Origin of the sequence: Klebsiella africana, assembly GCF_020526085.1 — a bacterium.
Lineage (GTDB): Bacteria > Pseudomonadota > Gammaproteobacteria > Enterobacterales > Enterobacteriaceae > Klebsiella > Klebsiella africana.
Genome location: NZ_CP084874.1, coordinates 5,154,349 through 5,175,693, shown reverse-complemented (window position 1 = coordinate 5,175,693; position 21,345 = coordinate 5,154,349). Strand labels below are relative to the sequence as shown.

At 53.8% G+C, this 21,345-nt stretch carries 20 protein-coding genes; 9 read left to right on the top strand and 11 right to left on the bottom strand.

The window, feature by feature from the left end; translation table 11 throughout:
- Window positions 1-3: 3 nt before the first annotated feature.
- Window positions 4-1,053 (bottom strand): nitrogen regulation protein NR(II), encoded by a 1,050-nt coding sequence (glnL, locus tag LGL98_RS24835; protein ID WP_136031257.1) that lies wholly within the window; start codon window positions 1,051-1,053, stop codon window positions 4-6.
- 188 nt (window positions 1,054-1,241) lie between these two features.
- Window positions 1,242-2,651, bottom strand: coding sequence for a glutamate--ammonia ligase (gene glnA / locus LGL98_RS24830; protein ID WP_004203622.1), 1,410 nt, complete (start codon window positions 2,649-2,651; stop codon window positions 1,242-1,244).
- A 378-nt stretch (window positions 2,652-3,029) separates the two neighbouring features.
- On the opposite strand from glnA, the gene typA reads away from it, so the two are divergent.
- On the top strand, window positions 3,030-4,853 hold the full coding sequence (typA, locus tag LGL98_RS24825) for a ribosome-dependent GTPase TypA (RefSeq protein ID WP_136031259.1): 1,824 nt from the start codon (window positions 3,030-3,032) through the stop codon (window positions 4,851-4,853).
- Between the two features lie 61 nt (window positions 4,854-4,914).
- Here the strand turns inward: typA and ompL are convergent, their stop codons facing one another.
- The 8 genes from ompL to yihU all read right to left on the bottom strand — a co-directional run bounded on the left by ompL (window position 4,915) and on the right by yihU (window position 14,585).
- Entirely contained in the window at window positions 4,915-5,607 is a 693-nt protein-coding gene (ompL, locus tag LGL98_RS24820) for a porin OmpL (RefSeq protein WP_110276076.1), read from the bottom strand.
- Between the two features lie 86 nt (window positions 5,608-5,693).
- Window positions 5,694-7,076, bottom strand: coding sequence for an MFS transporter (locus LGL98_RS24815; protein ID WP_136031261.1), 1,383 nt, complete (start codon window positions 7,074-7,076; stop codon window positions 5,694-5,696).
- Between the two features lie 46 nt (window positions 7,077-7,122).
- Window positions 7,123-8,505: an MFS transporter gene (locus LGL98_RS24810; protein WP_136031263.1), complete on the bottom strand. Its 1,383-nt coding sequence runs from the start codon at window positions 8,503-8,505 to the stop codon at window positions 7,123-7,125.
- 45 nt (window positions 8,506-8,550) lie between these two features.
- Complete coding sequence (locus LGL98_RS24805; protein ID WP_136031265.1) at window positions 8,551-10,587, bottom strand: alpha-glucosidase; 2,037 nt, start codon at window positions 10,585-10,587, stop codon at window positions 8,551-8,553.
- 51 nt (window positions 10,588-10,638) lie between these two features.
- Window positions 10,639-11,529 carry an aldose-1-epimerase gene (locus tag LGL98_RS24800; protein WP_369763389.1) on the bottom strand — a complete coding sequence of 297 codons (891 nt, stop codon included), beginning with the start codon at window positions 11,527-11,529 and terminating at the stop codon, window positions 10,639-10,641.
- A gap of 3 nt (window positions 11,530-11,532) precedes the next feature.
- Window positions 11,533-12,774 carry a sulfoquinovose isomerase gene (yihS, locus tag LGL98_RS24795; protein ID WP_136031268.1) on the bottom strand — a complete coding sequence of 414 codons (1,242 nt, stop codon included), beginning with the start codon at window positions 12,772-12,774 and terminating at the stop codon, window positions 11,533-11,535.
- A 15-nt stretch (window positions 12,775-12,789) separates the two neighbouring features.
- On the bottom strand, window positions 12,790-13,668 hold the full coding sequence (yihT, locus tag LGL98_RS24790) for a sulfofructosephosphate aldolase (protein ID WP_136031270.1): 879 nt from the start codon (window positions 13,666-13,668) through the stop codon (window positions 12,790-12,792).
- Between the two features lie 26 nt (window positions 13,669-13,694).
- Window positions 13,695-14,585, bottom strand: coding sequence for a sulfolactaldehyde 3-reductase (yihU, locus tag LGL98_RS24785; RefSeq protein ID WP_136031273.1), 891 nt, complete (start codon window positions 14,583-14,585; stop codon window positions 13,695-13,697).
- 166 nt (window positions 14,586-14,751) lie between these two features.
- Here yihU and LGL98_RS24780 point away from each other — a divergent pair, with 166 nt between their 5' ends.
- From LGL98_RS24780 to fabY, 6 genes are all read left to right on the top strand, one after another.
- Window positions 14,752-15,648, top strand: coding sequence for a sugar kinase (locus tag LGL98_RS24780; protein ID WP_136031275.1), 897 nt, complete (start codon window positions 14,752-14,754; stop codon window positions 15,646-15,648).
- A 33-nt stretch (window positions 15,649-15,681) separates the two neighbouring features.
- Complete coding sequence (locus LGL98_RS24775) at window positions 15,682-16,467, top strand: DeoR/GlpR family DNA-binding transcription regulator (protein ID WP_136031277.1); 786 nt, start codon at window positions 15,682-15,684, stop codon at window positions 16,465-16,467.
- Window positions 16,468-16,597: 130 nt separating this feature from the next.
- On the top strand, window positions 16,598-17,197 hold the full coding sequence (yihX, locus tag LGL98_RS24770; protein WP_136031279.1) for a glucose-1-phosphatase: 600 nt from the start codon (window positions 16,598-16,600) through the stop codon (window positions 17,195-17,197).
- Window positions 17,191-18,051 (top strand): virulence factor BrkB family protein, encoded by an 861-nt coding sequence (locus LGL98_RS24765; RefSeq protein ID WP_136031280.1) that lies wholly within the window; start codon window positions 17,191-17,193, stop codon window positions 18,049-18,051. Before yihX ends, LGL98_RS24765 begins: the two co-directional genes overlap by 7 nt.
- Window positions 18,048-18,485 (top strand): D-aminoacyl-tRNA deacylase, encoded by a 438-nt coding sequence (dtd, locus tag LGL98_RS24760; protein WP_002882809.1) that lies wholly within the window; start codon window positions 18,048-18,050, stop codon window positions 18,483-18,485. Before LGL98_RS24765 ends, dtd begins: the two co-directional genes overlap by 4 nt.
- A gap of 44 nt (window positions 18,486-18,529) precedes the next feature.
- Window positions 18,530-19,471: a fatty acid biosynthesis protein FabY gene (gene fabY, locus LGL98_RS24755; RefSeq protein ID WP_012543287.1), complete on the top strand. Its 942-nt coding sequence runs from the start codon at window positions 18,530-18,532 to the stop codon at window positions 19,469-19,471.
- Between the two features lie 13 nt (window positions 19,472-19,484).
- Here the strand turns inward: fabY and LGL98_RS24750 are convergent, their stop codons facing one another.
- Window positions 19,485-20,402 (bottom strand): alpha/beta hydrolase, encoded by a 918-nt coding sequence (locus LGL98_RS24750; RefSeq protein ID WP_136031282.1) that lies wholly within the window; start codon window positions 20,400-20,402, stop codon window positions 19,485-19,487.
- Between the two features lie 204 nt (window positions 20,403-20,606).
- Here LGL98_RS24750 and LGL98_RS24745 point away from each other — a divergent pair, with 204 nt between their 5' ends.
- Both LGL98_RS24745 and LGL98_RS24740 read left to right on the top strand, forming a co-directional pair.
- Window positions 20,607-20,849 (top strand): ribbon-helix-helix domain-containing protein, encoded by a 243-nt coding sequence (locus LGL98_RS24745; RefSeq protein WP_168435282.1) that lies wholly within the window; start codon window positions 20,607-20,609, stop codon window positions 20,847-20,849.
- Entirely contained in the window at window positions 20,849-21,232 is a 384-nt protein-coding gene (locus LGL98_RS24740) for a type II toxin-antitoxin system VapC family toxin (RefSeq protein WP_136031286.1), read from the top strand. The genes LGL98_RS24745 and LGL98_RS24740 overlap by 1 nt, the downstream gene beginning before the upstream one ends.
- Window positions 21,233-21,345: the final 113 nt, after the last annotated feature.

The window sequence follows — 21,345 nt, the reverse complement described above, 5'->3', positions numbered from 1 at the left end:
CCTCTACTTCCGAATAGGCAGGTATACCGAAAATTCGGTATGACCCGGCCAGCTGGTGAATTCAATTTTGCCGGAGTGCTGATCGATAAGGCTGCGGGCGATAGATAAGCCCAGGCCGGTACCGCCTTCGCGACCGCTGACCATTGGATAGAACAACGTATCCTGGAGATGGGGCGGAATACCCGGGCCATTATCTTCAACGTCAATACGGGCGGCGAGGCGATAACGCACCCCGTGCAGCGTCAGCTGGAAAGCGGTGCGGGTGCGGAGAACAATTTCGCCCCCTTCCGGCCCCAGCGCCTGCAGCGCATTACGGACGATGTTCAGCAACACCTGTTCAATTTGATCCGGGTCGTGGGGCAGTTCCGGTAGGCTGGGGTCGTAATCGCGGACCAACTTCACGTTGTCCGGCAACTCCATGGAAACCAGTTTGACTACCCGTTCGGCGACTTTGTGGATGCTTTCGGTAACGTGCATGCCCGGATGCTGTGGTCCGAGCAGGCGGTCGACCAGATTTCTCAGCCGGTCGGCCTGCTCAATGATCACTTTGGTATATTCCGTTAGCGCCGGGTCGGGCAGTGCTTTGCTGAGCAGCTGGGCCGCGCCGCGCAGGCCGCCTAACGGATTTTTTATCTCATGCGCCAGGCCGCGGACGAGGTCGCGGGCGGCGACCTGCTGCGCATGCTGCAGCTGCTCCTGGCTCAGGCGGCGCTGATTATCCATCGGCGCCATTTCCAGCAGAATAAAGCCTTCCGGCAGCCGCTGGGCGGTCAACGACAGGATGTGCGAACGGCCATCGATAACCAGCGTCACTTCGTTATCAGTAAACCCCTGGCCCGCCTGCAGGCTTTCCTGCATCAGCCCGATATTCAACGAAAAATAGCTCAATAGCTCAGGTAACGGGGTGCCAAACAGCTTGCGCGAACTCTGCGCCAGCAGCTGCTGCGCCGCAGGGTTGGCAAAGTGCACCGCCAGGTCATCATCGACCAGTAAAATACTGTTGATAAGGGAGTTAAGGATCTGCCCAGCATCGGGCAGTGTGCCTGTTGCCATTCGACAGTCTCCTGAAAATGAGTGCACCAATTTAGTGCAGTATAGCTTTTTATCGGTAAAAAGCTCGTGAGATCAGCGTGTTGGTGGAGAAAAAAGCCCATCCTGAGATGGGCTGAAAGTTTCCACGGCAACAAAATATCCTGGGCATCTCGCGCCACAACACGACATACCCTGGATTTACAGCAAAATTAGACGCTGTAGTACAGTTCGAACTCAACCGGATGCGGCGTCATGCGTACGCGGTCGTTCTCTTCCAGACGCAGGGCGATGTAGGCATCGATAGCGTCATTGGTGAACACGCCGCCAGCGGTCAGGAACTCGCGGTCAGCATCCAGGGCCTGCAGGGCTTCTTCCAGAGAGCCGGCAACCTGCGGGATCTCTTTCGCTTCTTCCGGCGGCAGGTCATACAGGTTTTTGTCCATTGCTTCGCCCGGATGGATTTTGTTCTTGATACCATCAAGGCCAGCCATCAGCAGCGCCGCAAAGCACAGGTACGGGTTAGCAGCCGGGTCCGGGAAGCGCACTTCGATACGACGCGCTTTCGGAGAGGTCACCACCGGAATACGGATAGAGGCAGAGCGGTTACGGGCAGAGTAAGCCAGCATAACCGGCGCTTCGTAACCCGGGACCAGACGCTTGTAGGAGTTGGTGGTCGGGTTCGCCAGGGCGTTGATGGCTTTAGCGTGTTTGATGACGCCGCCGATGTAGAACAGCGCCTGCTCAGACAGACCAGCGTATTTGTCGCCGGAGAACAGGTTAGTCCCGTTTTTCGCCAGAGACATATGGCAGTGCATGCCGGAGCCGTTATCGCCGAACATTGGTTTCGGCATAAAGGTCGCGGTTTTACCGAAGCGGTGAGCGACGTTGTGAACAACGTATTTGTAAATCTGAATTTCGTCCGCTTTTTTGGTCATGGTGTTGAAGCGGGTTGCCACTTCGTTCTGACCTGCGGTAGCCACTTCGTGGTGGTGAGCTTCAACAACCAGGCCCATCTCTTCCATGATCATACACATGGTGGAACGGATATCCTGAGAAGAGTCTACTGGCGGAACCGGGAAGTAACCCCCTTTCACGCCCGGACGGTGGCCTTTGTTACCGCCTTCATATTTGGTGGAGGAGTTCCACGCACCTTCGATGTCATCGATCGCGACATGGGAGCCAGAAATAGAGGCGCCGAAACGGATGTCGTCAAACAGGAAAAATTCTGGTTCCGGCCCGAACAGGACGGTGTCGGCGATACCGGTGGCACGCAGATACTCTTCAGCGCGTTTCGCGATGGAGCGCGGGTCACGGTCGTAGCCCTGCAGAGTGCCTGGCTCGAGGATATCGCAACGGATGATCAGGGTCGGTTCTTCGTAGAACGGGTCAATGACCGCGGTGGACGCGTCCGGCATCAGGACCATGTCAGATTCGTTGATACCTTTCCAGCCACCAATCGAGGAGCCATCAAACATTTTGCCTTCTTCGAAGAATTCGGCATTTACCTGATGAGACGGAATCGTGACGTGCTGTTCTTTACCTTTGGTATCGGTGAAGCGCAGATCGACAAACTTCACTTCGTGCTCGTTCAGCATCGTCAAAACGTGTTCAGCGGACATACTTAAACTCTCCCGGATTGGTCATTGTCGTCGTGGTAACGAAAACTTCATACTGCTTAAAAGTGGCGTTGTTGCCTTAAAAAATATAAAGCGAAATCTGTGCCAACTTTTAAATGCCCCATAAAACGCTGTATCATGCGCACCATAGTGCAAAAGGACTGCACCATGATGGAGATAATGCACCAAAGTAGTGCCTCAGTGTGAACATTGAGCACCATTTTGGTGCAATTTTTGTTACGGTGCCCTTTTATCGCTCCGTGAAAGCGGTCACAAAGAAACTCTGCAATACTTGTTTGCGGAGGATGTTTGTGATCCTGTTCAGTCCTTCGCTTAATACGTGTACAATAACGCGCTATTTCTAATGCCTGAGGCAAAGTTGTGATCGAAAATCTGCGTAATATCGCCATCATCGCGCACGTTGACCATGGTAAAACTACCCTGGTTGACAAGCTGCTACAGCAATCCGGTACGTTCGACGCACGTACTGAAGCACAAGAACGTGTGATGGACTCCAACGATTTGGAGAAAGAGCGTGGGATTACCATCCTCGCGAAAAACACCGCAATCAAATGGAATGATTACCGTATCAACATCGTTGATACCCCAGGGCACGCCGACTTCGGAGGTGAAGTTGAGCGTGTTATGTCCATGGTTGACTCTGTGCTGCTGGTGGTAGATGCCTTTGATGGCCCGATGCCGCAAACGCGCTTCGTGACCAAAAAAGCTTTTGCCCACGGTCTGAAGCCGATCGTGGTCATTAACAAAGTTGACCGCCCGGGCGCGCGTCCGGACTGGGTTGTCGATCAGGTGTTCGACCTGTTCGTTAACCTCGACGCGACCGACGAACAGCTGGACTTCCCGATCGTTTACGCGTCCGCGCTGAACGGTATCGCGGGTCTGGACCACGAAGACATGGCTGACGACATGACCCCGCTGTACCAGGCGATTGTCGATCGCGTGCCGGCGCCGGACGTTGACCTTGACGGCCCGCTGCAGATGCAGATCTCCCAGCTGGACTACAACAACTACGTTGGCGTCATCGGCATCGGCCGCATCAAACGCGGTAAAGTGAAGCCGAACCAGCAGGTCACTATCATCGATAGCGAAGGCAAAACCCGTAACGGTAAAGTCGGTAAAGTGCTGACTCACCTGGGTCTGGAGCGTATCGAGAGCGACGTAGCTGAAGCTGGCGACATCATCGCGATCACCGGTTTGGGCGAGCTGAACATCTCCGACACCATCTGCGACCCGCAGAATGTCGAAGCGCTGCCGGCCCTGTCCGTTGATGAGCCGACCGTTTCCATGTTCTTCAACGTCAACACCTCTCCGTTCTGCGGTAAAGAAGGTAAGTTCGTTACCTCTCGCCAGATCCTGGACCGCCTGAACAAAGAGCTGGTACACAACGTGGCGCTGCGCGTTGAAGAAACCGAAGACGCTGATGCGTTCCGCGTTTCCGGCCGTGGTGAACTGCACCTGTCCGTTCTGATTGAAAACATGCGTCGTGAAGGTTTCGAGATGGCGGTTTCCCGTCCGAAAGTTATCTTCCGTGAAATCGATGGCCGTAAACAAGAGCCGTTCGAGAACGTGACGCTGGACGTCGAAGAGCAGCACCAGGGTTCTGTGATGCAGGCGCTGGGCGAGCGTAAAGGCGACCTGAAAAACATGAATCCGGACGGTAAAGGCCGCGTACGTCTCGACTACGTGATCCCAAGCCGCGGTCTGATCGGCTTCCGTTCAGAGTTCATGACCATGACCTCCGGTACCGGTCTGCTGTACTCCACCTTCAGCCACTACGACGACGTTCGTCCGGGCGAAGTGGGCCAGCGTAACAACGGCGTGCTGATCTCCAACGGTCAGGGTAAAGCGGTAGCGTTCGCGCTGTTCGGTCTGCAGGATCGCGGTAAGCTGTTCCTCGGTCACGGTGCGGAAGTTTACGAAGGCCAGATCATCGGTATTCACAGCCGCTCTAACGACCTGACCGTAAACTGCCTGACCGGTAAGAAACTGACCAACATGCGTGCGTCCGGTACTGACGAAGCCACGGTTCTGGTTCCGCCGGTTAAGATGACCCTGGAACAGGCTCTGGAGTTCATCGATGACGACGAACTGGTAGAAGTCACTCCGACCTCTATCCGTATCCGTAAACGTCACCTGACCGAGAACGACCGTAAACGCGCGATGCGTGGTTCTAAAGAAGATTAATTAACGCTTCTTGCTATGAAAAAGCCGCTGATTATCAGCGGCTTTTTTTTGCCTAAAAAACTTAAAAGAAATACTTCACCCCAGCGCGAATCTGGTTTTGCTCCCGGTGGTACGGCTCCACATTGCGATCCAGCCAGCGTAGTTCAAAGTAAGGCAGCCAGTTTTGATTGATCCGATACCTGAAGGTATTGGTAATTTCCCAGTGATGGTCTTTACCGTTGCTACTATTAAAGTCATTCACCCGCGTAAAATAGTGTGGTTCAAAAGTATAAGAGAATTTATCGGTGATAATAAAATTCCAATAGGTACCTACTTCGTAGGTATCATTATTATCTTGCTCACCGTTTAAGTCAGTTGAGCTGTAGTTATTGTGATTATAGCGGTTACGCACGGTCAGATTAAACCATGGGGTAAATTTGTAATTCACATCCAGATAAACCGCACCGCTGGAGCCAATGCTCTTGTCGGTAATTAGCCCTCCCGGCTGAATCGTTAATTTATCCGTTGGTCTGAATAGCGGATACCAGCCTTCGATTTCGTTATAGCCATGCTTTAACTCATCTTTGCGTTGTAGAGTATAGGTGTTGGTGAGCATCAAGCCAGCGCCCATATCAAAGTTATAGCCAACGCGCAGCATGACCTCCATCTGATCGGATGCAAGGTTATACGCCTCGCGATTTTCCACATAAGCACCAGCAAACGCAGAGGTAGAGATAACAGAGGTTAACAGAAGTATCGCGTTTATTTTTTTCATAATAAATCCATTTTTTAACGTAGGGGAGCCGCTATCCATTAAAATGGATAGAGCGGCAATAATTAAAAAAGAGGTCTTTTAGTTATTCACAATACCGGGTTGTGTTGTTTTTTTCGTTGGCCAATTTCCTCGATAATAAAAGCAAAACGGCTTTCATTGAGCTTGTAAAATAAGCCCATAGTGAATGCCGCGATAATCGCCAGACTGCAGGGCCAGAGGAAAATAAGCTGGCGTAAACCGAGTAGCGTAGTTTCACTTTGCGCAACATTGGGGATATAACCAATTTGCGTCAGCATAATTCCTGGCAAGAACCCAGCAAGCGCTGCGGAAATTTTTCGTGAAAAGGTATAACCGGTATAAACCGACCCTTCCGCACGAATACCCGTTTTCCACTCACCGTAATCAACCGTATCCGGAACCAGCGCCCAGTTCAGACTGTTAACGAAGGCAGTGCCAAAGAAGGCCATGCAGGAGAACGTCACAAATAAAAATGATGTACTTCCCCAGAAAAAGTTCAGCACATCGCCTATGGCCCACAATGCCAGTCCACCCAGGTAAACCTGCTTTTTACCGAAGCGCTTCACCGTTGTGGGGACAAGAAAAACACCCACCAGAATGCATCCCATACTGAAAAAGCCCATCCATGACAGCAGATGGATATCGTTCAGTACGTACTGGGTGTAATAAACCTGAATCGCCAGCTTGATGTTAAATGCCGCCAGCGTACACAGGTTAGCAATACACAGCACCAGCAGAGGAGGGTTACGGAAAATCGCGCAGAATGACTTGAGAATACTGGGTTTATGATGATCCGGTACGATTTCAATATAGCGCTCTTTCACCCCGCTAAAGCACCACCACATGCTGAATAACCCGCAAACGGAGAAGATCAGCGCAGCAATCAGATAGCCAAGCGAAGGTGAACTTGTAAAAAGCGCCTGAATGGGCATAAAGCCAACGGTACACAGCAGCAGGCCCAGGGTTGCGCCGCCCTGTCGCCACGCGGCGAGTTCTGCGCGCTGGTGCGGGTTTTTAGTGATGGCGGGAACCATCGCCCCGTAAGAGCAGTTCATCAGGCTATAGAACAGACCGAACAACATAAACAGCACCGTCGCCAGCCCCGTTTTCACCGTTAGCGTAAAATCTGTCGCTAAAAACTGCGCTGTGGCGACCAGCGCGACGGGGAATGAGGCATACAGAATAAAAGGCCTGAATTTCCCCTTTGCGCCGATATTACGCCGCGAGTCCAGTAATATGCCGGTCAGCATATCGGTGAAGGCAGTGAAGAACTTCGCTACCAGAAAGATGATCCCGCCGTAATATGCAGGCATCCCTAGTTCATCGGTATAAAATTTAAGCAGATACAGCGTGCCGATACACAGCATCAAATTTGAGCCGAAGTCACCCACGCCATAGGCGCATTTTTCCCGTAGGCTCAGTTTTAGCGTTAGCGGATCATGGTCAGACATAATCGCTCCTCAATAACGCCCCGTAGGGCGCTATTCATTATTATTATCAGACAGGTTGTTTACGGGCTTCTATCTCTTCAACGATACGGACATACATCTTCTCGTTAAGGTTGTAGAAACAGCCCATCGCCACGATGGTGATCACCGCTAGCGCGCACGGATAAATAAAAATCAGCTGGCGTAAGCCTTCGACGGTACCCGCCGATTGCACCACGTTGGGCACATAGCCAATCTGGGTCAGCATCCAGCCGGGGAAGAAGCCAGCCAGCGCCTGCGACACTTTACGGAAGAAGGTAAATCCGGTGTACACAGTACCTTCAGAACGCACGCCGGTGCGCCATTCACCATATTCCACCGTGTCGGAGACCAGCGCCCAGTTCAGGCTGTTGACGAACGCCGAACCAAAGAAGGCCAGACAGGAGAAAGCAACAAAACTGACCGACCCGCCGCCAAAGAAGTAGTTGAGTAGATCGCCCGCAATCCAAATCAGCAGGCCGCCGATATAAACCTTCTTCTTACCAAAGCGTCTGACCATCATGGGCATTAAAAAGACGCCAATAAAGATACAGCCCATGCTGAAAAATCCCATCCAGGAGAGGAGGATGGGGTCATTCAGGACGTACTGGGTGTAATAGACCTGAATCGCTAGCTTGACGTTAAACGCGCCGAGCGTACAGAGATTGGCAATGCACAGAATAAACAGCGGGCGGTTGCCAGCGATGGCGCGGAAGGATTGCAGTAACCCCGGCTTTTGCGCCGCATCAACGGGCTTAACTTCGACGTAGCGCTCTTTAACTCCCGCATAGCACAGCCACATAAACAGCAGGCCGAACAGGGAGAACAGCGTGGCGGCGAAGATATAACCCAGTTGCGAGTTGCCTTCGATCAGGTTCATCACTGGCACAAAGCCGACGGTGCACAGCAGCAGGCCGAGCGTCGCGCCGCCCTGACGCCAGGCGGCAAGCGAAGCGCGCTCATCCGGGTTTTTCGTTATCGCGGGTACCATCGCGCCATAAGAGCAGTTCATCATGCTGAAGAACAGTCCGTACAGCATAAATAGCACCGTCGCCATCACCGTTTTGCCGGTGATTTCAAACGGCGTGCCGACAAAGTTAGCGATAGCCAGAAGCGTAACCGGGAAAGCTGCGTAAATCAGGAATGGACGGAATTTACCTTTTGGACCGATTTTACGCCGCGAATCGAGCATAATCCCGGTGCCCATATCGGTAAATGCGGTAAAAAACTTGGCGATAAGGAAAATAATACCGCCGTAAGTTCCCGGTAAACCAAGGACATCGGTATAAAATTTGAGTAAATAGAGCGTGCCAATGTCCAGCAGGATATTGGAACCTAAATCACCCAGCCCATAGGCGAGTTTTTCTTTAAAAGGCAAGAGTAGGGTTGCCGGATTAGCTGAATTTTGACTCATTGTTATTCTCCGTTTGCCCGCGAGTCTCCCCGCGGGCGAGCCGTATTAGATGTGGCGTAAAGTGGCAAACAGTGATGCCCACTCGCTCTTCGCGCGATAGAAGACGGGAGGCTGGCCAATGGGTGCATCGACGGTAATTTCGCCACCCTGGTGAGTTTCACCGGTCCAGACGTTGACCCAGCTGTCTTCTGGCAAATACAGCGTCCAGTCGCATTTACCCTGCTCGTGAACCGGTGCAACCAGTAGATCTTGCCCCAGCAGGTACTGATATTTCAGGGTGTAGGTTGTCGCATCGTCTTCGTAGTGCAGGAACAGCGGGCGCATCACCGGCAGGCCGGAGGCGGCGTTCTGCGCAACGGCTTGTTTGAGATACGGTTTCAGGGTGGTGAAGACGGTGGTCATACGGGCAAAGTGGGCGATAGTCTCTGCATCGCCATCAAACTGCCAGTTATCGCCAGGGCGGTTACCTTCGTGGGTGCGCATCATCGGGGTGAAGGCGCTGAAGTCGCACCAGCGCAGCAGCAGCTCTTTCGTGCGCTTCATCTCAAACAGGGTTGTGTAGCCGCCGATATCGCTGTGGTGCAGGCCGTGGCCGGTCATCGCCAGCGACAGCGCCGCAGGGACGACCGAAGCGAGGCCATCATCAAGGCTCCAGTCCACGTTTTGGTCGCCCGCCCACATCATGGTGGAGTACTTCTGGCTGCCGGTGTAACCCGCACGCATAAAGAACAGGATCTCGCCGAGCTTGCCGGTCTCCTGTAGCGCCTCGTAGTTACATTTCGCCCACAGCGCAGGCCAGGCGTTGTGCATGATCTCGGCGCTGACGCCGTTGTGCAGATACGTATCGGTCGGCAGGTATTCACCAAAATCTGCCATCCAGCCGCCGCAACCAAGCTCAATCATGTTCTTCTTGATGACTTCTTTGAACCAATCGTAGGCTTCCGGGTTAGTCAGATCGACCACGCCGCCGTAAAACTCGCCGAACTCAACCAGGTAGTCACCGCCAGCGGCATCTTTTGCCAGATAGCCGCGTTCTGCCGCTTCGGCGCAGAGATCTTTATCGCTGGCAACGTACGGGTTGATATACGAGAGGAACTGCACGCCTTCTTCTTTCCACTGCTTAATACGGCTATCCAGCTGTGGGTAGTTGTCGCTGTTCCACTTCCAGTTCCACATCACGCGCTTGCCAAAGGAGGTCATACGGATCCCGGACCAGTCCTGCGCCCAGATGCCGTTCACCTTCACGCCCGCGTTGCGCATGGTGTCCAGTTTGTTCTGGCAAACCTCGGTGCCGCCCTGAATACCTAGCGTGACGCCGTCGTAAATCCAGTCCGGCAGCTCTGGCTGGCGGCCTAACAGCGCGGTCAGTTTTTCCAGCAGGGAAATATAGGTGTCGGCGCACTCAAAGCGCAGGGTGGTTTTGTCTTCCCACAGCGCCAGTTCGTGATACTCCGGTGCGCTAAAGTCGAAATTCATGTAGCAGCTGTTATCAACGTGGCAGTAGTATTTTTGAGTGCTGACAAAGGTTGGTTGCGGGAAGAAGGTCCAGTAATAGTCGCCGCCCGCGTTCTCTTTGCAGTCCGCCTGCCAGGTGACATAGCTATTTTTATTACGACCTACGCCCTGTTCGCTGGTCCACAGTGGGAACGGCTTGCCGCGTAAATCAAAGTAAGAGAACTGTTCACCGCAGCCGTAGATATGATCGGCCGGGTTAGCGGCCAGCCGCAGCCAGATGCGATTGTGGCTCAGATCGTCGTTTTGCAGGTCCAGTTTCAGGCGGCCCTGTTCATCGGTGGAGATTTTCAGGGTCGCGTTGATGGTGGTGCCGCTGCTGAAATCGACCCGCCAGCCGTCAGACGATTCACTGACCGTGGCACTCGTGAGAGCAATTTTTTCATTCAGTTTGTCTTTAATACTGAAGTTGCCGCGAAACATATCAATATCCGCGACGCCGGTGCCAATCCACAGGCAAGGGGTTTGCGAGGTATGGCGCAGAATCAGGCGCTGTTGATACGTTAGCGCAAAGCCATCCCGTAGGGTTGTGAGTTCTAATGCGCTTGACCGTTGTTGTAACGAATTCATTTTCGTCTCCGTAGATATAGGGTAATTCGGTAATTTTTGTCCGGGGCGGCGTTATTCAGCGCCAATCAAAAAGTGCAGCCGATGCATCTCTCCGGGAGCCAGAGAGATAAGACTGATGCCGGAATTAAAAGCATCAGGCGGGCAGGTCATGGGTTCTACGGCAAGTCCCAGACGATTTAATTTCTCGCCGCTGTAAACCTGCAGCCAGGGCTGGTCGCAGCGTAGAAACGTCGTCATATTTTTTGCTGCGCTGAACATCCTGACTTCCCACTCATCGTCCGGCGCTGTCGTTTTAAAGGTGTGATCGATCTGCGTCGCCGCGATAGGGCGTGGCGTGGTGAAATTTAGCTCTGTGTGCTCAACGCGATGCAATTCCTGGGTATCAATGCTCAATACCTCGTCTGCCGGAAGGGTTAGCGTACAGCTATCTATTTTCTCAAGATCGCAGGTTAAATAGGGATGCGCGCCGGAACCGTAAGGGGCTGGTTGATCGCCGATATTGAGCGTGCTGATAGAAACATGCAGACCGCCTATGGCGTCCAGGCGGTACATGACTTCGACAAGCAGCGAAAAGGGATAGCCGTAAGAAGGTGGCAGAAAAATCATCAGCGACGCTTCCGATGCCGACTGCTGGTTAATCTGCCAATCCCGCCAGGCTAAAAGGCCATGAATCGCGCACTGCGAAGCAAGGTCATTAACGGCAAGCTGAAATGCCTTGCCGTTATGCTGATAGCAGCCGTTTGCTATGCGATTAGGCCAGGGAACCAATATTTTCCCCAGATGCGCCAGCGGCATCTCTTCAGGCTTGTGCGGAATAACAACGTGACGTCCATGGTGCGTCAGTTCCGCCAGTCCCGCGCCAACCGTGACGATTTTTGCCTGATAGTGTCCGGCCTGAAGTTGAATGGTTTTTCCGCCGCTGTGCATGGTTGCTATCCTTATGACCTATTTTGCGTTGATATCCAGAAGACCAGCAGCAACAGCCGGAGCCAGCCCTGGGGCCAGCGGCAAACGTGGGATGACCAGACAGTGCAGCAGGTGGTAAATATCCTGCTTGCCGTCCCAGACTTTGGTGGTCACTTTGTTATCGGTGTCCAGCTCCTGCCACCATGACCCTGTCTCGTAGTCCATCAGATAAGTGATGCAGTAATCCCACCATTTCTGATACCAGGCTTCGTACTGGCTATCGCCGGTGAGGGTGTACAGGGCGTAGGCGGTGCCCATCGCTTCGACTATTGGCCAACGCACTCTCTCGCGGACGATAGGCTTACCATCCCAGTCTACCGAGTAGACAAAACCGTCCGCGCCGTCCGGTGCCCAGGCATCACGGATAGTGGCATGGAACAGGCCTTTGGCATCTTCCAGCAGCCAGGCTGGTGGCGTTTCGAAGCGAGCTTCCAGCGCGGCGTGCAGATGCAGCATCAATCTGCCCCACTCGATCCAGTGGCCCGGAGTGCCGCCGTAGGCGCGGAAGCGATGCGCTGGGTTGTCTTTGTTGTAATCGCGGATAGGGTTCCACTGCGAATCGAAGTGCTCGTTAACGCGATACTCACCGCTGCGGGCCACGTCGTGAATAATCACCGACGCGATGCGTAGCGCCCGATCCAGCCATTTACGATCATGAGTGACGTCGTAAACGATCAGGAAGGCTTCAACTGCGTGCATGTTGGCGTTGCCACCGCGATAATCTTCCGTCTGGCTGAAGGCTTCGTCCCAGGACTCAAGGCACATCTGCTCATCTTCACTCCAGAAGTATTTTTCAATCACTTCGATAGCGTCATCGAGCAGTTGCCTGGCCTGTGGATGACCGGTCGTGACCGCACTTGCCGCGCCAAGCAACACAAAGAAATGCTGATAGCCCTGCTTGGAGGCATCCATCACGCCTTCGTCATTGACGCAGGCGTACCAGCCGCCGTAGCGTTTATCACACAATGCGCCGTTCAGAGCGTTGATCCCGTGACTGACTAACTGATATGCACCAGGGCGACCCATGGATGCGGCAACGGAGTAGACGTGCAGCATGCGGGCTGTGATCCACAGATGCGTTCCCATATCCGTTCTGACCTGACCACTATTTCCCAGCCAGCCAAATCCGGTCGGTACCGCAGCGTTCTTGCCAAAGTTAAAAATGCGGTCGGTTTCCTGTTCCAGCCAGCGGTTGTGGCTCAGGGTGTTAAACCATTTCATTCTTCGATCCTCGTATTAACGGCGACGGGCCATCATTTCGTCGACGATATCGCCCAAACGCTGCAACTTCGGTGCAGAAACATCGCGCAGCATCAGCTCGGTATCCGGCAGCCCCACAACCGATGACCAGACCGCACGCCCCGCCAGGAAGCCTGATGCGCCAGCGGTCATTGCAACGCTGACCGCGCGAGGAAACAGTTTTTCATCGACACCAGAGGAGAGAATGACCCACGGCATGCTGATGTTTTCATTCAGGCGTTGTGAGGCGGTGAGTAGCTCTTGCGCAGAGCCCTTGCCGTACAGCGGCATTTCGACTTTGTAGAGATCGGCACCGCTGTCGCCCAGCTCTTTAGCGGCATCGATAATGGCCTGCTCGCGATCGAACTTATCGCCACGACGCGGCGGACGTACTACCGGTTCGATAATGCTCAGCAGGCCACTGGAGTGACATAGCTCGTTGAACTCTTTCACCATGTCCAGACGCTGCTGGGCATCTTCATCGCTGCGCCACAGCACCAGCAGTTTTAATGCTTTGGCACCGTCCTGCTTCACGGCCTGCGGATCGATATTTTTATCAATCACCACGCTATCAACGGGGATGCCGTTGCCGGGAATAAACTCGTCGGCGGCGACAATCATGGCGCAGCTTTTGGCCACGGCGTTTTGCTCCACCACCTGGCGGTAACAGAATTGCTGATCGACCAGAATGGCCGAGGCATAAGGAGAAAGAATCTTCGCCGCATTCACTTTGAAATCGGTCAGCACGCTGTCGCTGACCGGGGATTTCGCCCCCGCTGCGGCAAACATTAAGCGCATGGCTTCGCGTTGATCGACGGCCAGCATGGCAAAACCGCCGGAAGCTCGGGTTATATCTTTCAGGGTGTACTTCGTCATTGTTCAGTCCTCAGTCCTTTTACTTATCAATGTTGATTGTTCAGTCCGGCAGATGCGCGAACCTGCTCAAGAATGGCGCTCCAGTCTTCCCGGCCACGACCTGCAGCGCGCGCCTGGTTATAAACTTCGCGAGAAGCGGCACCGAGCGGCATCGGCACATGCAGCTGGTTGGCAACATCCAGCGCGATGCCCAGATCTTTGTGGGCTAAATCGATCATGAAAGCGGGGGAAAGATCGCCTTTCAGCACTTTGTTTGGCCAGGAGGTGGTGAAATGGCCTTTTCCGGCGGGGGTACCGCTCATCACTTTTAAGGCCACATCGAAGGAGAGCCCTAGCGCTTCGCACAATACGGCGGCTTCGGCGGAGAGGGCATTCAGCGCGATGCTCATGTAGTTGTTGATAAGCTTTACACGGATACCCATGCCCGGCCCGCCTGCATTGATGAGTTCATTACCCATCGCCATTAACACCGGTGTCGCCTGCTCTACCTGTTCTGCCGTTCCACCCGCCAGCAGCAGCAATGTCCCCGCGACGGCGTGATCTGAAGTGCGCCCGACCGGGCAATCCATCATGTCGAAGCCTTTGGCGCGCATATCGGTAATCAGTTTGTCGGTTTGCAGCGGGTGAATAGTCGACATATCAATCACCAGCGCTTGCGGGGAAAGGCTCTCGCAGATCCCTTGAGCGCCGAACAACACGCTGCGCACCAAATCGCCATTTGGCAGCATCGTGATGACAAACTCCGCGCCGTTTGCTGCCTGAGCCGGGCTACTGGCTGGCTGCGCGCCTTTCTCCACCAGGCGCTGTACGGCATCCGGGTTAACGTCAAAGACGCTGAGTTGATGACCCTGCTTGAGCAAGTTGCTCGCCATGGGTGAACCCATCTGACCTAATCCGATAAATGCTATAACTGCCATAACGTTCTCCTGAGACGTGGATGTCATTTTTTGTCATTTAAGGTCTATTGTTGATGTCTGTTTTTGATCGTATTTGTAATTTATGGTCAAAAAATTGACAGCCGTCACTTTTTAAACATTTTGTGAAATTAAAATGATCCCATCTTGAAACGCCTAAGGAATGACCATGATTCGTGTTGCTTGTGTGGGTATTACCGTGATGGATCGCATCTATTACGTTGAAGGTTTACCGACTGAAGGAGGTAAATATGTGGCGAAACGCTATACGGAAGTGGGCGGTGGGCCGGCGGCCACTGCGGCAGTGGCCGCGGCAAAGCTGGGTGCGCAGGTGGACTTTATTGGCCGCGTGGGTGATGACGATACCGGAAACAGTCTGCTGGCGGAGCTGGAATCCCTGGGGGTAAATACTCGCTACACCCGGCGCTACGTGGGGGCAGACTCTTCACAATCGGCGATTATGGTTGATGCGCAGGGGGAGCGGATTATCGTTAACTATCCCAGCCCGGATTTATTGCCAGATGCTGATTGGCTGAATGAGATCGATTTTTCCCAGTGGGATGTGGTACTGGCGGATGTTCGCTGGCATGAGGGGGCAAAAAAGGCGTTCACGCTGGCGCGTCGAGCGGGCGTCATGACGGTGCTGGATGGCGACGTCACGCCACAGGATATCAGCGAGCTGGTGGCGCTGAGCGATCATGCTGCTTTTTCCGAGCCGGGTCTGGTGCGTTTGACCGGGCTGAAAGAGCCTGAAGCTGGATTGAGGCAAGCACAAACGCTCACAAATGGTCATGTGTATGTGACACGAGGGAGCAAGGGCTGCAATTGGATTGCACATAGTGTGTTGCGACATCAGCCAGGATTCTCAGTTGACGTTGTTGATACCACGGGGGCCGGTGATGTTTTTCACGGCGCACTGGCCTTCAGCCTGGCTTCCGGAAACGCCCCGGCAGAGGCCGTCAGGTTTGCAAGCGGAGTCGCTGCGCTGAAATGTACGCGACCGGGAGGACGCGCCGGTATTCCTGACTGTGATCAAACCCGATCTTTTCTGTCACTTTTTGTATAAAATGCCAGGGCAATGGTTTTTCGAGGAAATTTCATGAGTCTTACCGAACTGACCGGTAACCCGCGGCACGATCAGCTGCTTATGCTGATTAGCGAGCGCGGTTATATGAATATTGATGAACTGGCCAGCCTGCTGGACGTGTCTACGCAGACCGTGCGTCGCGATATTCGTAAACTCAGCGAGCAGGGATTGATTACGCGTCACCACGGCGGGGCGGGCAGAGCGTCGAGCGTGGTCAATACGGCGTTCGAACAGCGTGAAGTCTCCTGGACGGAAGAGAAAAAAGCCATCGCGGAAGCGGTGGCTGACTATATTCCGGATGGTTCAACGGTATTTATTACCATCGGCACCACCGTTGAGCAGGTGGCGCGGGCGTTGTTAAACCATAACCATTTGCGCATCATCACCAACAGTCTGCGGGTGGCGCATATTCTTTATAACAACCCACGCTTCGAGGTCATGGTGCCCGGCGGTACGCTGCGTCCGCACAATAGCGGAATCATCGGCCCTTCCGCGACGGCGTTTGTGGCTGACTTTCGGGCTGATTATCTGGTGACAAGCGTCGGGGCCATTGAAAGCGATGGCGCACTGCTGGAGTTTGATGTCAACGAAGCCAGCGTGGTGAAAACGATGATGGCGCACTCGAGGCAAATTCTTCTCGCCGCCGATCATACTAAATATCACGCTTCTGCTGCCGTGGAGATTGGTAACGTCGCGCAGGTGACTGCGCTGTTTACCGATGAGTACCCGTCAGGCGGGTTAAAATCGTGGCTGGATGAAAATCAGACAGAAATTATTCTTGCTCAGGAAGAGGTCTAGCCCCGCCTTGCTGTTAAGCGATATTCCTCAGCTTCAGGGGCGCTGGGGAATATTCAGCCAGTACTCTTGAATAGTCAAACCTCTCCTTTCCCGCTACAGTTAATTTTCCACGGTACAAAAGGAGAGGACCATGCTCTATATCTTTGATTTAGGTAATGTGATTGTCGATATTGACTTCAACCGTGTGCTCGGGACGTGGAGTGATTTAACGCGTATCCCTCTTGCAACGCTGAAGCAGCATTTCACTATGGGGGAGGCGTTTCACCAGCACGAGCGCGGCGAAATCAGCGATGAAGATTTTGCGGCGGCGATGTGTCATGAAATGAACATGTCGCTTAGCTACGAGCAGTTTTCCCACGGTTGGCAGGCGGTATTTGTGGCCCTGCGCCCGGAAGTGACCGCCATTATGCAAAAATTACGCGAGCAGGGGCATCGTGTGGTGGTCCTTTCCAATACTAACCGTCTGCATACCACCTTCTGGCCGGATGAATATCCAGAGATACGCGCTGTTGCCGACCATATCTATCTTTCTCAGGAGATGGGGATGCGTAAACCTGAAGCGCGGATCTACCAGAGTGTCCTCGAATCAGAAGGCTTCTCCGCTGACAATGCCGTCTTTTTCGACGATAACGCCGATAATATCGCGGGGGCTAATCAGTTGGGTATCACCAGTATTCTGGTGACCGGGAAGGAGACCATTCCCAACTATTTTGCCAAACAGCTATGCTAAAAACCGTTCATCAAAAAGCCACTCGTCGTATGCGTCCGCTGATTTCCTGGCTAAAGCTGCTGTGGCGGCGTATTGATGAAGATAATATGACGACTCTGGCGGGTAATCTTGCCTATGTGTCGTTACTCTCCCTTGTGCCGCTTATTGCCGTCGTTTTCGCGCTGTTCGCGGCATTTCCGATGTTTTCTGATGTCAGCATCCAGATTCGTCATTTTATCTTTGCGAATTTTATTCCGGCTACCGGGGATGTGATTCAGGGCTACATTGAACAGTTTGTGGCTAACTCCAGCCGGATGACCGCCGTGGGGGCTTTCGGCCTGATTGTAACCTCGCTGTTGCTGATGTATTCCATTGATAGCGCACTGAATACCATTTGGCGCAGTACCCGAACCCGACCAAAAACCTACTCCTTTGCCGTCTATTGGATGATCCTCACGCTGGGGCCGCTGCTGGCGGGGGCGAGCCTGGCGATTAGCTCCTATCTTCTGTCGCTACGCTGGGCCAGCGATCTGAATAGCGTGATTGACGATGTGCTGCGTATTTTTCCGCTCATTTTATCGTGGGTGGCATTCTGGCTGCTCTACAGCATTGTGCCGACGGCCGAGGTGCGTAACCGCGATGCGATAATCGGTTCCTTGGTCGCGGCGCTACTCTTTGAGGCGGGGAAGAAAGCTTTTGCTTTATATATCACTGCGTTCCCGTCATATCAGTTGATTTATGGCGTCATTGCCGTCGTACCTATTTTATTCGTTTGGGTGTACTGGACGTGGTGTATCGTCTTGCTTGGCGCTGAAATTACTGTCACTCTCGGTGAATACCGCAAACTTAAAACAGAAGAAACAGAACAACCATGATTGCATTAATTCAACGCGTATCCCGTGCAAGCGTTACCGTGGCGGACGAAGTGACGGGCGAAATTGGCCCGGGGCTTCTGGTGCTGCTGGGCGTCGAGAAAGACGATGATGAACAAAAGGCGAATCGCCTCTGTGAGCGCGTGCTGGGCTACCGCATCTTCAGCGATGCGGAAGGGAAAATGAACCTGAATGTTCAACAGGCGGGCGGCAGCGTGCTGGTGGTTTCGCAATTTACGCTGGCGGCGGATACCGAGCGGGGGATGCGACCGAGCTTCTCGAAAGGCGCGGCCCCTGACCGCGCTGAGGCGCTGTATGAGTATTTCGTCGCCCGCTGTCGCCAGCAGGAAATGCACACCCAGACCGGAAGATTCGCTGCAGATATGCAGGTTTCTTTGGTCAATGATGGTCCCGTGACCTTTTGGTTGCAGGTATGACCCAGCTTCCGGGCAGGCTGCGGGTAACAAAAGAGAGTACGACTATGTATCACCTTCGTGTACCGCAAACAGCAGAAGAGTTAGAGAGCTACTACCAGTTCCGCTGGGAGATGCTGCGTAAGCCGCTGCATCAGCCTAAAGGATCGGAACGCGACGCCTGGGATGCGATGGCGCATCATCAGATGGTCGTGGATGAAGAGGGTAATCTGGTTGCCGTCGGCCGGCTATATATCAATGCGGAGAATGAAGCTTCTATTCGCTTTATGGCCGTTCATCCCTCGGTGCAGGATAAAGGGCTGGGGACGCTGATGGCGATGACCCTGGAGTCCGTCGCGCGCCAGGAAGGGGTGAAACGGGTTACCTGTAGCGCGCGCGAAGATGCGGTGGAGTTTTTCGCCAAGCTTGGCTTTGTGAACCAGGGGGAGATCACTACCCCGACCACCACGCCGATCCGTCATTTTCTGATGATTAAACCGATCGCGTCGCTGGACGATATTTTGCACCGTGGCGACTGGTGCGCACAGCTCCAGCAGGCGTGGTATCAGCATATCCCGCTGAGTGAAAAAATGGGCGTACGCATTCAGCAGTACACCGGGCAGAAATTTATTACCACCATGCCGGAGGCGGGGAACCAGAATCCGCACCATACGCTGTTTGCCGGCAGCCTGTTTTCGCTCGCTACCTTAACCGGATGGGGGCTTATCTGGTTGATGCTGCGCGAGCGGCACCTGGGAGGCACCATTATTCTGGCGGATGCGCATATCCGTTACAGTCAGCCCATTAGCGGCCGCCCCAGCGCCATCGCCGACCTGGGATCGCTGAGCGGCGACCTCGACCGCCTGGCGCGCGGACGTAAAGCCCGCGTGCAAATGCAGGTGGAGCTTTTTGGCGACGATAAACAGGGCGCCGTTTTCGAGGGGATCTACATCGTGCTGCCGGCGAAGCCCTTTGGCTCGTACGAAGAGGGCGGCAACGAGGAAGAGTAAGCGCCTGGGGCAGTTATAGTCCTGGCGATGCCACACGCCAGGCGATATCCCGCATGGCATTTCGTGCGGCCTGGCTGATGCCTCCCAACTGAAAGAAGCCGTGGATCACCCCCAGATAGCGCTGACAGGAACTCGCCACCCCTTGCTCTGTCAGTCGTCGGTACAGCGCTTCGCCCTCATCACGTAAAGGATCGAACTCCGCCGTCAGAATGTGTACCGGTGGCAGCCCGTGAAAATCGTCGCGCCAGAGCAGACTGGCTTCCGGATGGGTAGCGGGTGTGGCCGCTAAATACATTTCGTAGCCGCTAAGCAGCGTGTCCCGGGTAATGATGTAATCCTCGCCGTTGCTGGCGTAGCTTGCCATGCTGGCGGTAGCGTCGAGCATCGGGTAAATCAGGATAAGCTGCGCAGGTTGCCATGCTCCCGCCGCTTTCAGGCGCAGAGCCGTGACCAGGGTGAGGTGGCCGCCGGCGCTGTCGCCGGCCAGCGTGACGCGCGCGGCGTCAACGCCAAGCCGCTGCGCATACCGATGGATAATGTTGGCGCCTCGTTCCGCATCATCGTGCGCCGCCGGAAAAGGGTACTCCGGGGCCAGGCGATATTGCACGGCGATCACCCGGCACCCACTGAACCAGGCAAGCTGGCGCAATTGATTGTCATGGGTGGCAAAGCCGCCGCTGACAAAACAGCCGCCGTGGTAGTAGATAAGCGTCGGCAACAAGCCGCTGGCCGTGGACGGTGAAACGACGCGGAAGTTCATCCCCTCCAGCGTGATATCCTCCACCCGCACTCGCGTTTCCGTCTCCCCGGCGAGGACCGCGCTGGCGATATAGCCGGCCCTCCTGTCATCAATATGTTGATCGCGTGATGACGGACGACCTGCCGCAATAAATGCCTCAACCAGCGAAGCAATTCCTTTTTCCAGCGCCATATGTAGTTCCTTTTACTGTTTTAATATCCAGTGTTATAGCCTGGATTATGGCGAAAAGACAGGCCTGTTAAAATCGCTTGTGCATTATGGAAAGCGGCTCGCAAAAATGCGTTTATCTGGCAAAATCCTTTTTGTTTCCGATTTCAAAAGCTGTAGATTGCTCATAATTTCATCGCTGGTGATATACTGGAGGTATATATGAGCATGATGGCTGAAAGGGATATGGGCAGAATTCTTCTCGATTTATCAGACGATGTCATTCAACGTCTCGATGACCTTAAAGTGCAGCGTAACATTCCGCGAGCGGAACTGTTACGTGAAGCGGTTGAACAATATCTGGAGAAACAAGATCAAGCTAAAGATATCATCTCCAGTGCGCTGGGCCTGTGGCAAGACTGCGAAGAAGATGGCATGGAATATCAACGTCAGCTACGCAAGGAGTGGTAATGACCTGCGGATCTGCGCTTTTTGATACCAACATTCTTATTGATTTATTTAGCGGGCGTCGCGAAGCCAAACAAGCGCTGGAGGCCAGGCCACCGCAGAATGCGATCAGTCTGATTACCTGGATGGAGGTGATGGTTGGCGCAAAAAAATATCACCAGGAGCAGCGCACGCGAATGGCGCTAAGCGCTTTTAATATCATCAACATCTCGCAGGATATTGCAGAGCGAAGCGTTGCTCTGCGGCAGGAGTATAAGCTTAAGCTGCCAGATGCCATCATTCTGGCGACGGCGCAACTCCATCGTCTGGAACTGATTACGCGAAATACGAGGGATTTTGCCGGCATTCCTGGCGTGGTCACGCCGTACGAACTACACCCTGAATAATTCGAGTAGCAGAGGACGACAAATGAGCGACAAACTCGTCTGAAACGACTCTCTCCAGCCAAAGGCTGGCCACTGATAAAAGTCAGTGACTCGGGTGAATAATCCCTGCCCGC

Coding starts and splice junctions, on each gene's coding strand:
- glnL (WP_136031257.1), bottom strand. CDS start 1,053: ATGGCAACAGGCACACTGCCCGATGCTGGGCAGATCCTTAACTCCCTT.
- glnA (WP_004203622.1), bottom strand. CDS start 2,651: ATGTCCGCTGAACACGTTTTGACGATGCTGAACGAGCACGAAGTGAAG.
- ompL (WP_110276076.1), bottom strand. CDS start 5,607: ATGAAAAAAATAAACGCGATACTTCTGTTAACCTCTGTTATCTCTACC.
- LGL98_RS24815 (WP_136031261.1), bottom strand. CDS start 7,076: ATGTCTGACCATGATCCGCTAACGCTAAAACTGAGCCTACGGGAAAAA.
- LGL98_RS24810 (WP_136031263.1), bottom strand. CDS start 8,505: ATGAGTCAAAATTCAGCTAATCCGGCAACCCTACTCTTGCCTTTTAAA.
- LGL98_RS24805 (WP_136031265.1), bottom strand. CDS start 10,587: ATGAATTCGTTACAACAACGGTCAAGCGCATTAGAACTCACAACCCTA.
- yihS (WP_136031268.1), bottom strand. CDS start 12,774: ATGAAATGGTTTAACACCCTGAGCCACAACCGCTGGCTGGAACAGGAA.
- yihT (WP_136031270.1), bottom strand. CDS start 13,668: ATGACGAAGTACACCCTGAAAGATATAACCCGAGCTTCCGGCGGTTTT.
- yihU (WP_136031273.1), bottom strand. CDS start 14,585: ATGGCAGTTATAGCATTTATCGGATTAGGTCAGATGGGTTCACCCATG.
- LGL98_RS24780 (WP_136031275.1), top strand. CDS start 14,752: ATGATTCGTGTTGCTTGTGTGGGTATTACCGTGATGGATCGCATCTAT.
- LGL98_RS24775 (WP_136031277.1), top strand. CDS start 15,682: ATGAGTCTTACCGAACTGACCGGTAACCCGCGGCACGATCAGCTGCTT.
- yihX (WP_136031279.1), top strand. CDS start 16,598: ATGCTCTATATCTTTGATTTAGGTAATGTGATTGTCGATATTGACTTC.
- LGL98_RS24765 (WP_136031280.1), top strand. CDS start 17,191: ATGCTAAAAACCGTTCATCAAAAAGCCACTCGTCGTATGCGTCCGCTG.
- dtd (WP_002882809.1), top strand. CDS start 18,048: ATGATTGCATTAATTCAACGCGTATCCCGTGCAAGCGTTACCGTGGCG.
- fabY (WP_012543287.1), top strand. CDS start 18,530: ATGTATCACCTTCGTGTACCGCAAACAGCAGAAGAGTTAGAGAGCTAC.
- LGL98_RS24750 (WP_136031282.1), bottom strand. CDS start 20,402: ATGGCGCTGGAAAAAGGAATTGCTTCGCTGGTTGAGGCATTTATTGCG.
- LGL98_RS24745 (WP_168435282.1), top strand. CDS start 20,607: ATGATGGCTGAAAGGGATATGGGCAGAATTCTTCTCGATTTATCAGAC.
- LGL98_RS24740 (WP_136031286.1), top strand. CDS start 20,849: ATGACCTGCGGATCTGCGCTTTTTGATACCAACATTCTTATTGATTTA.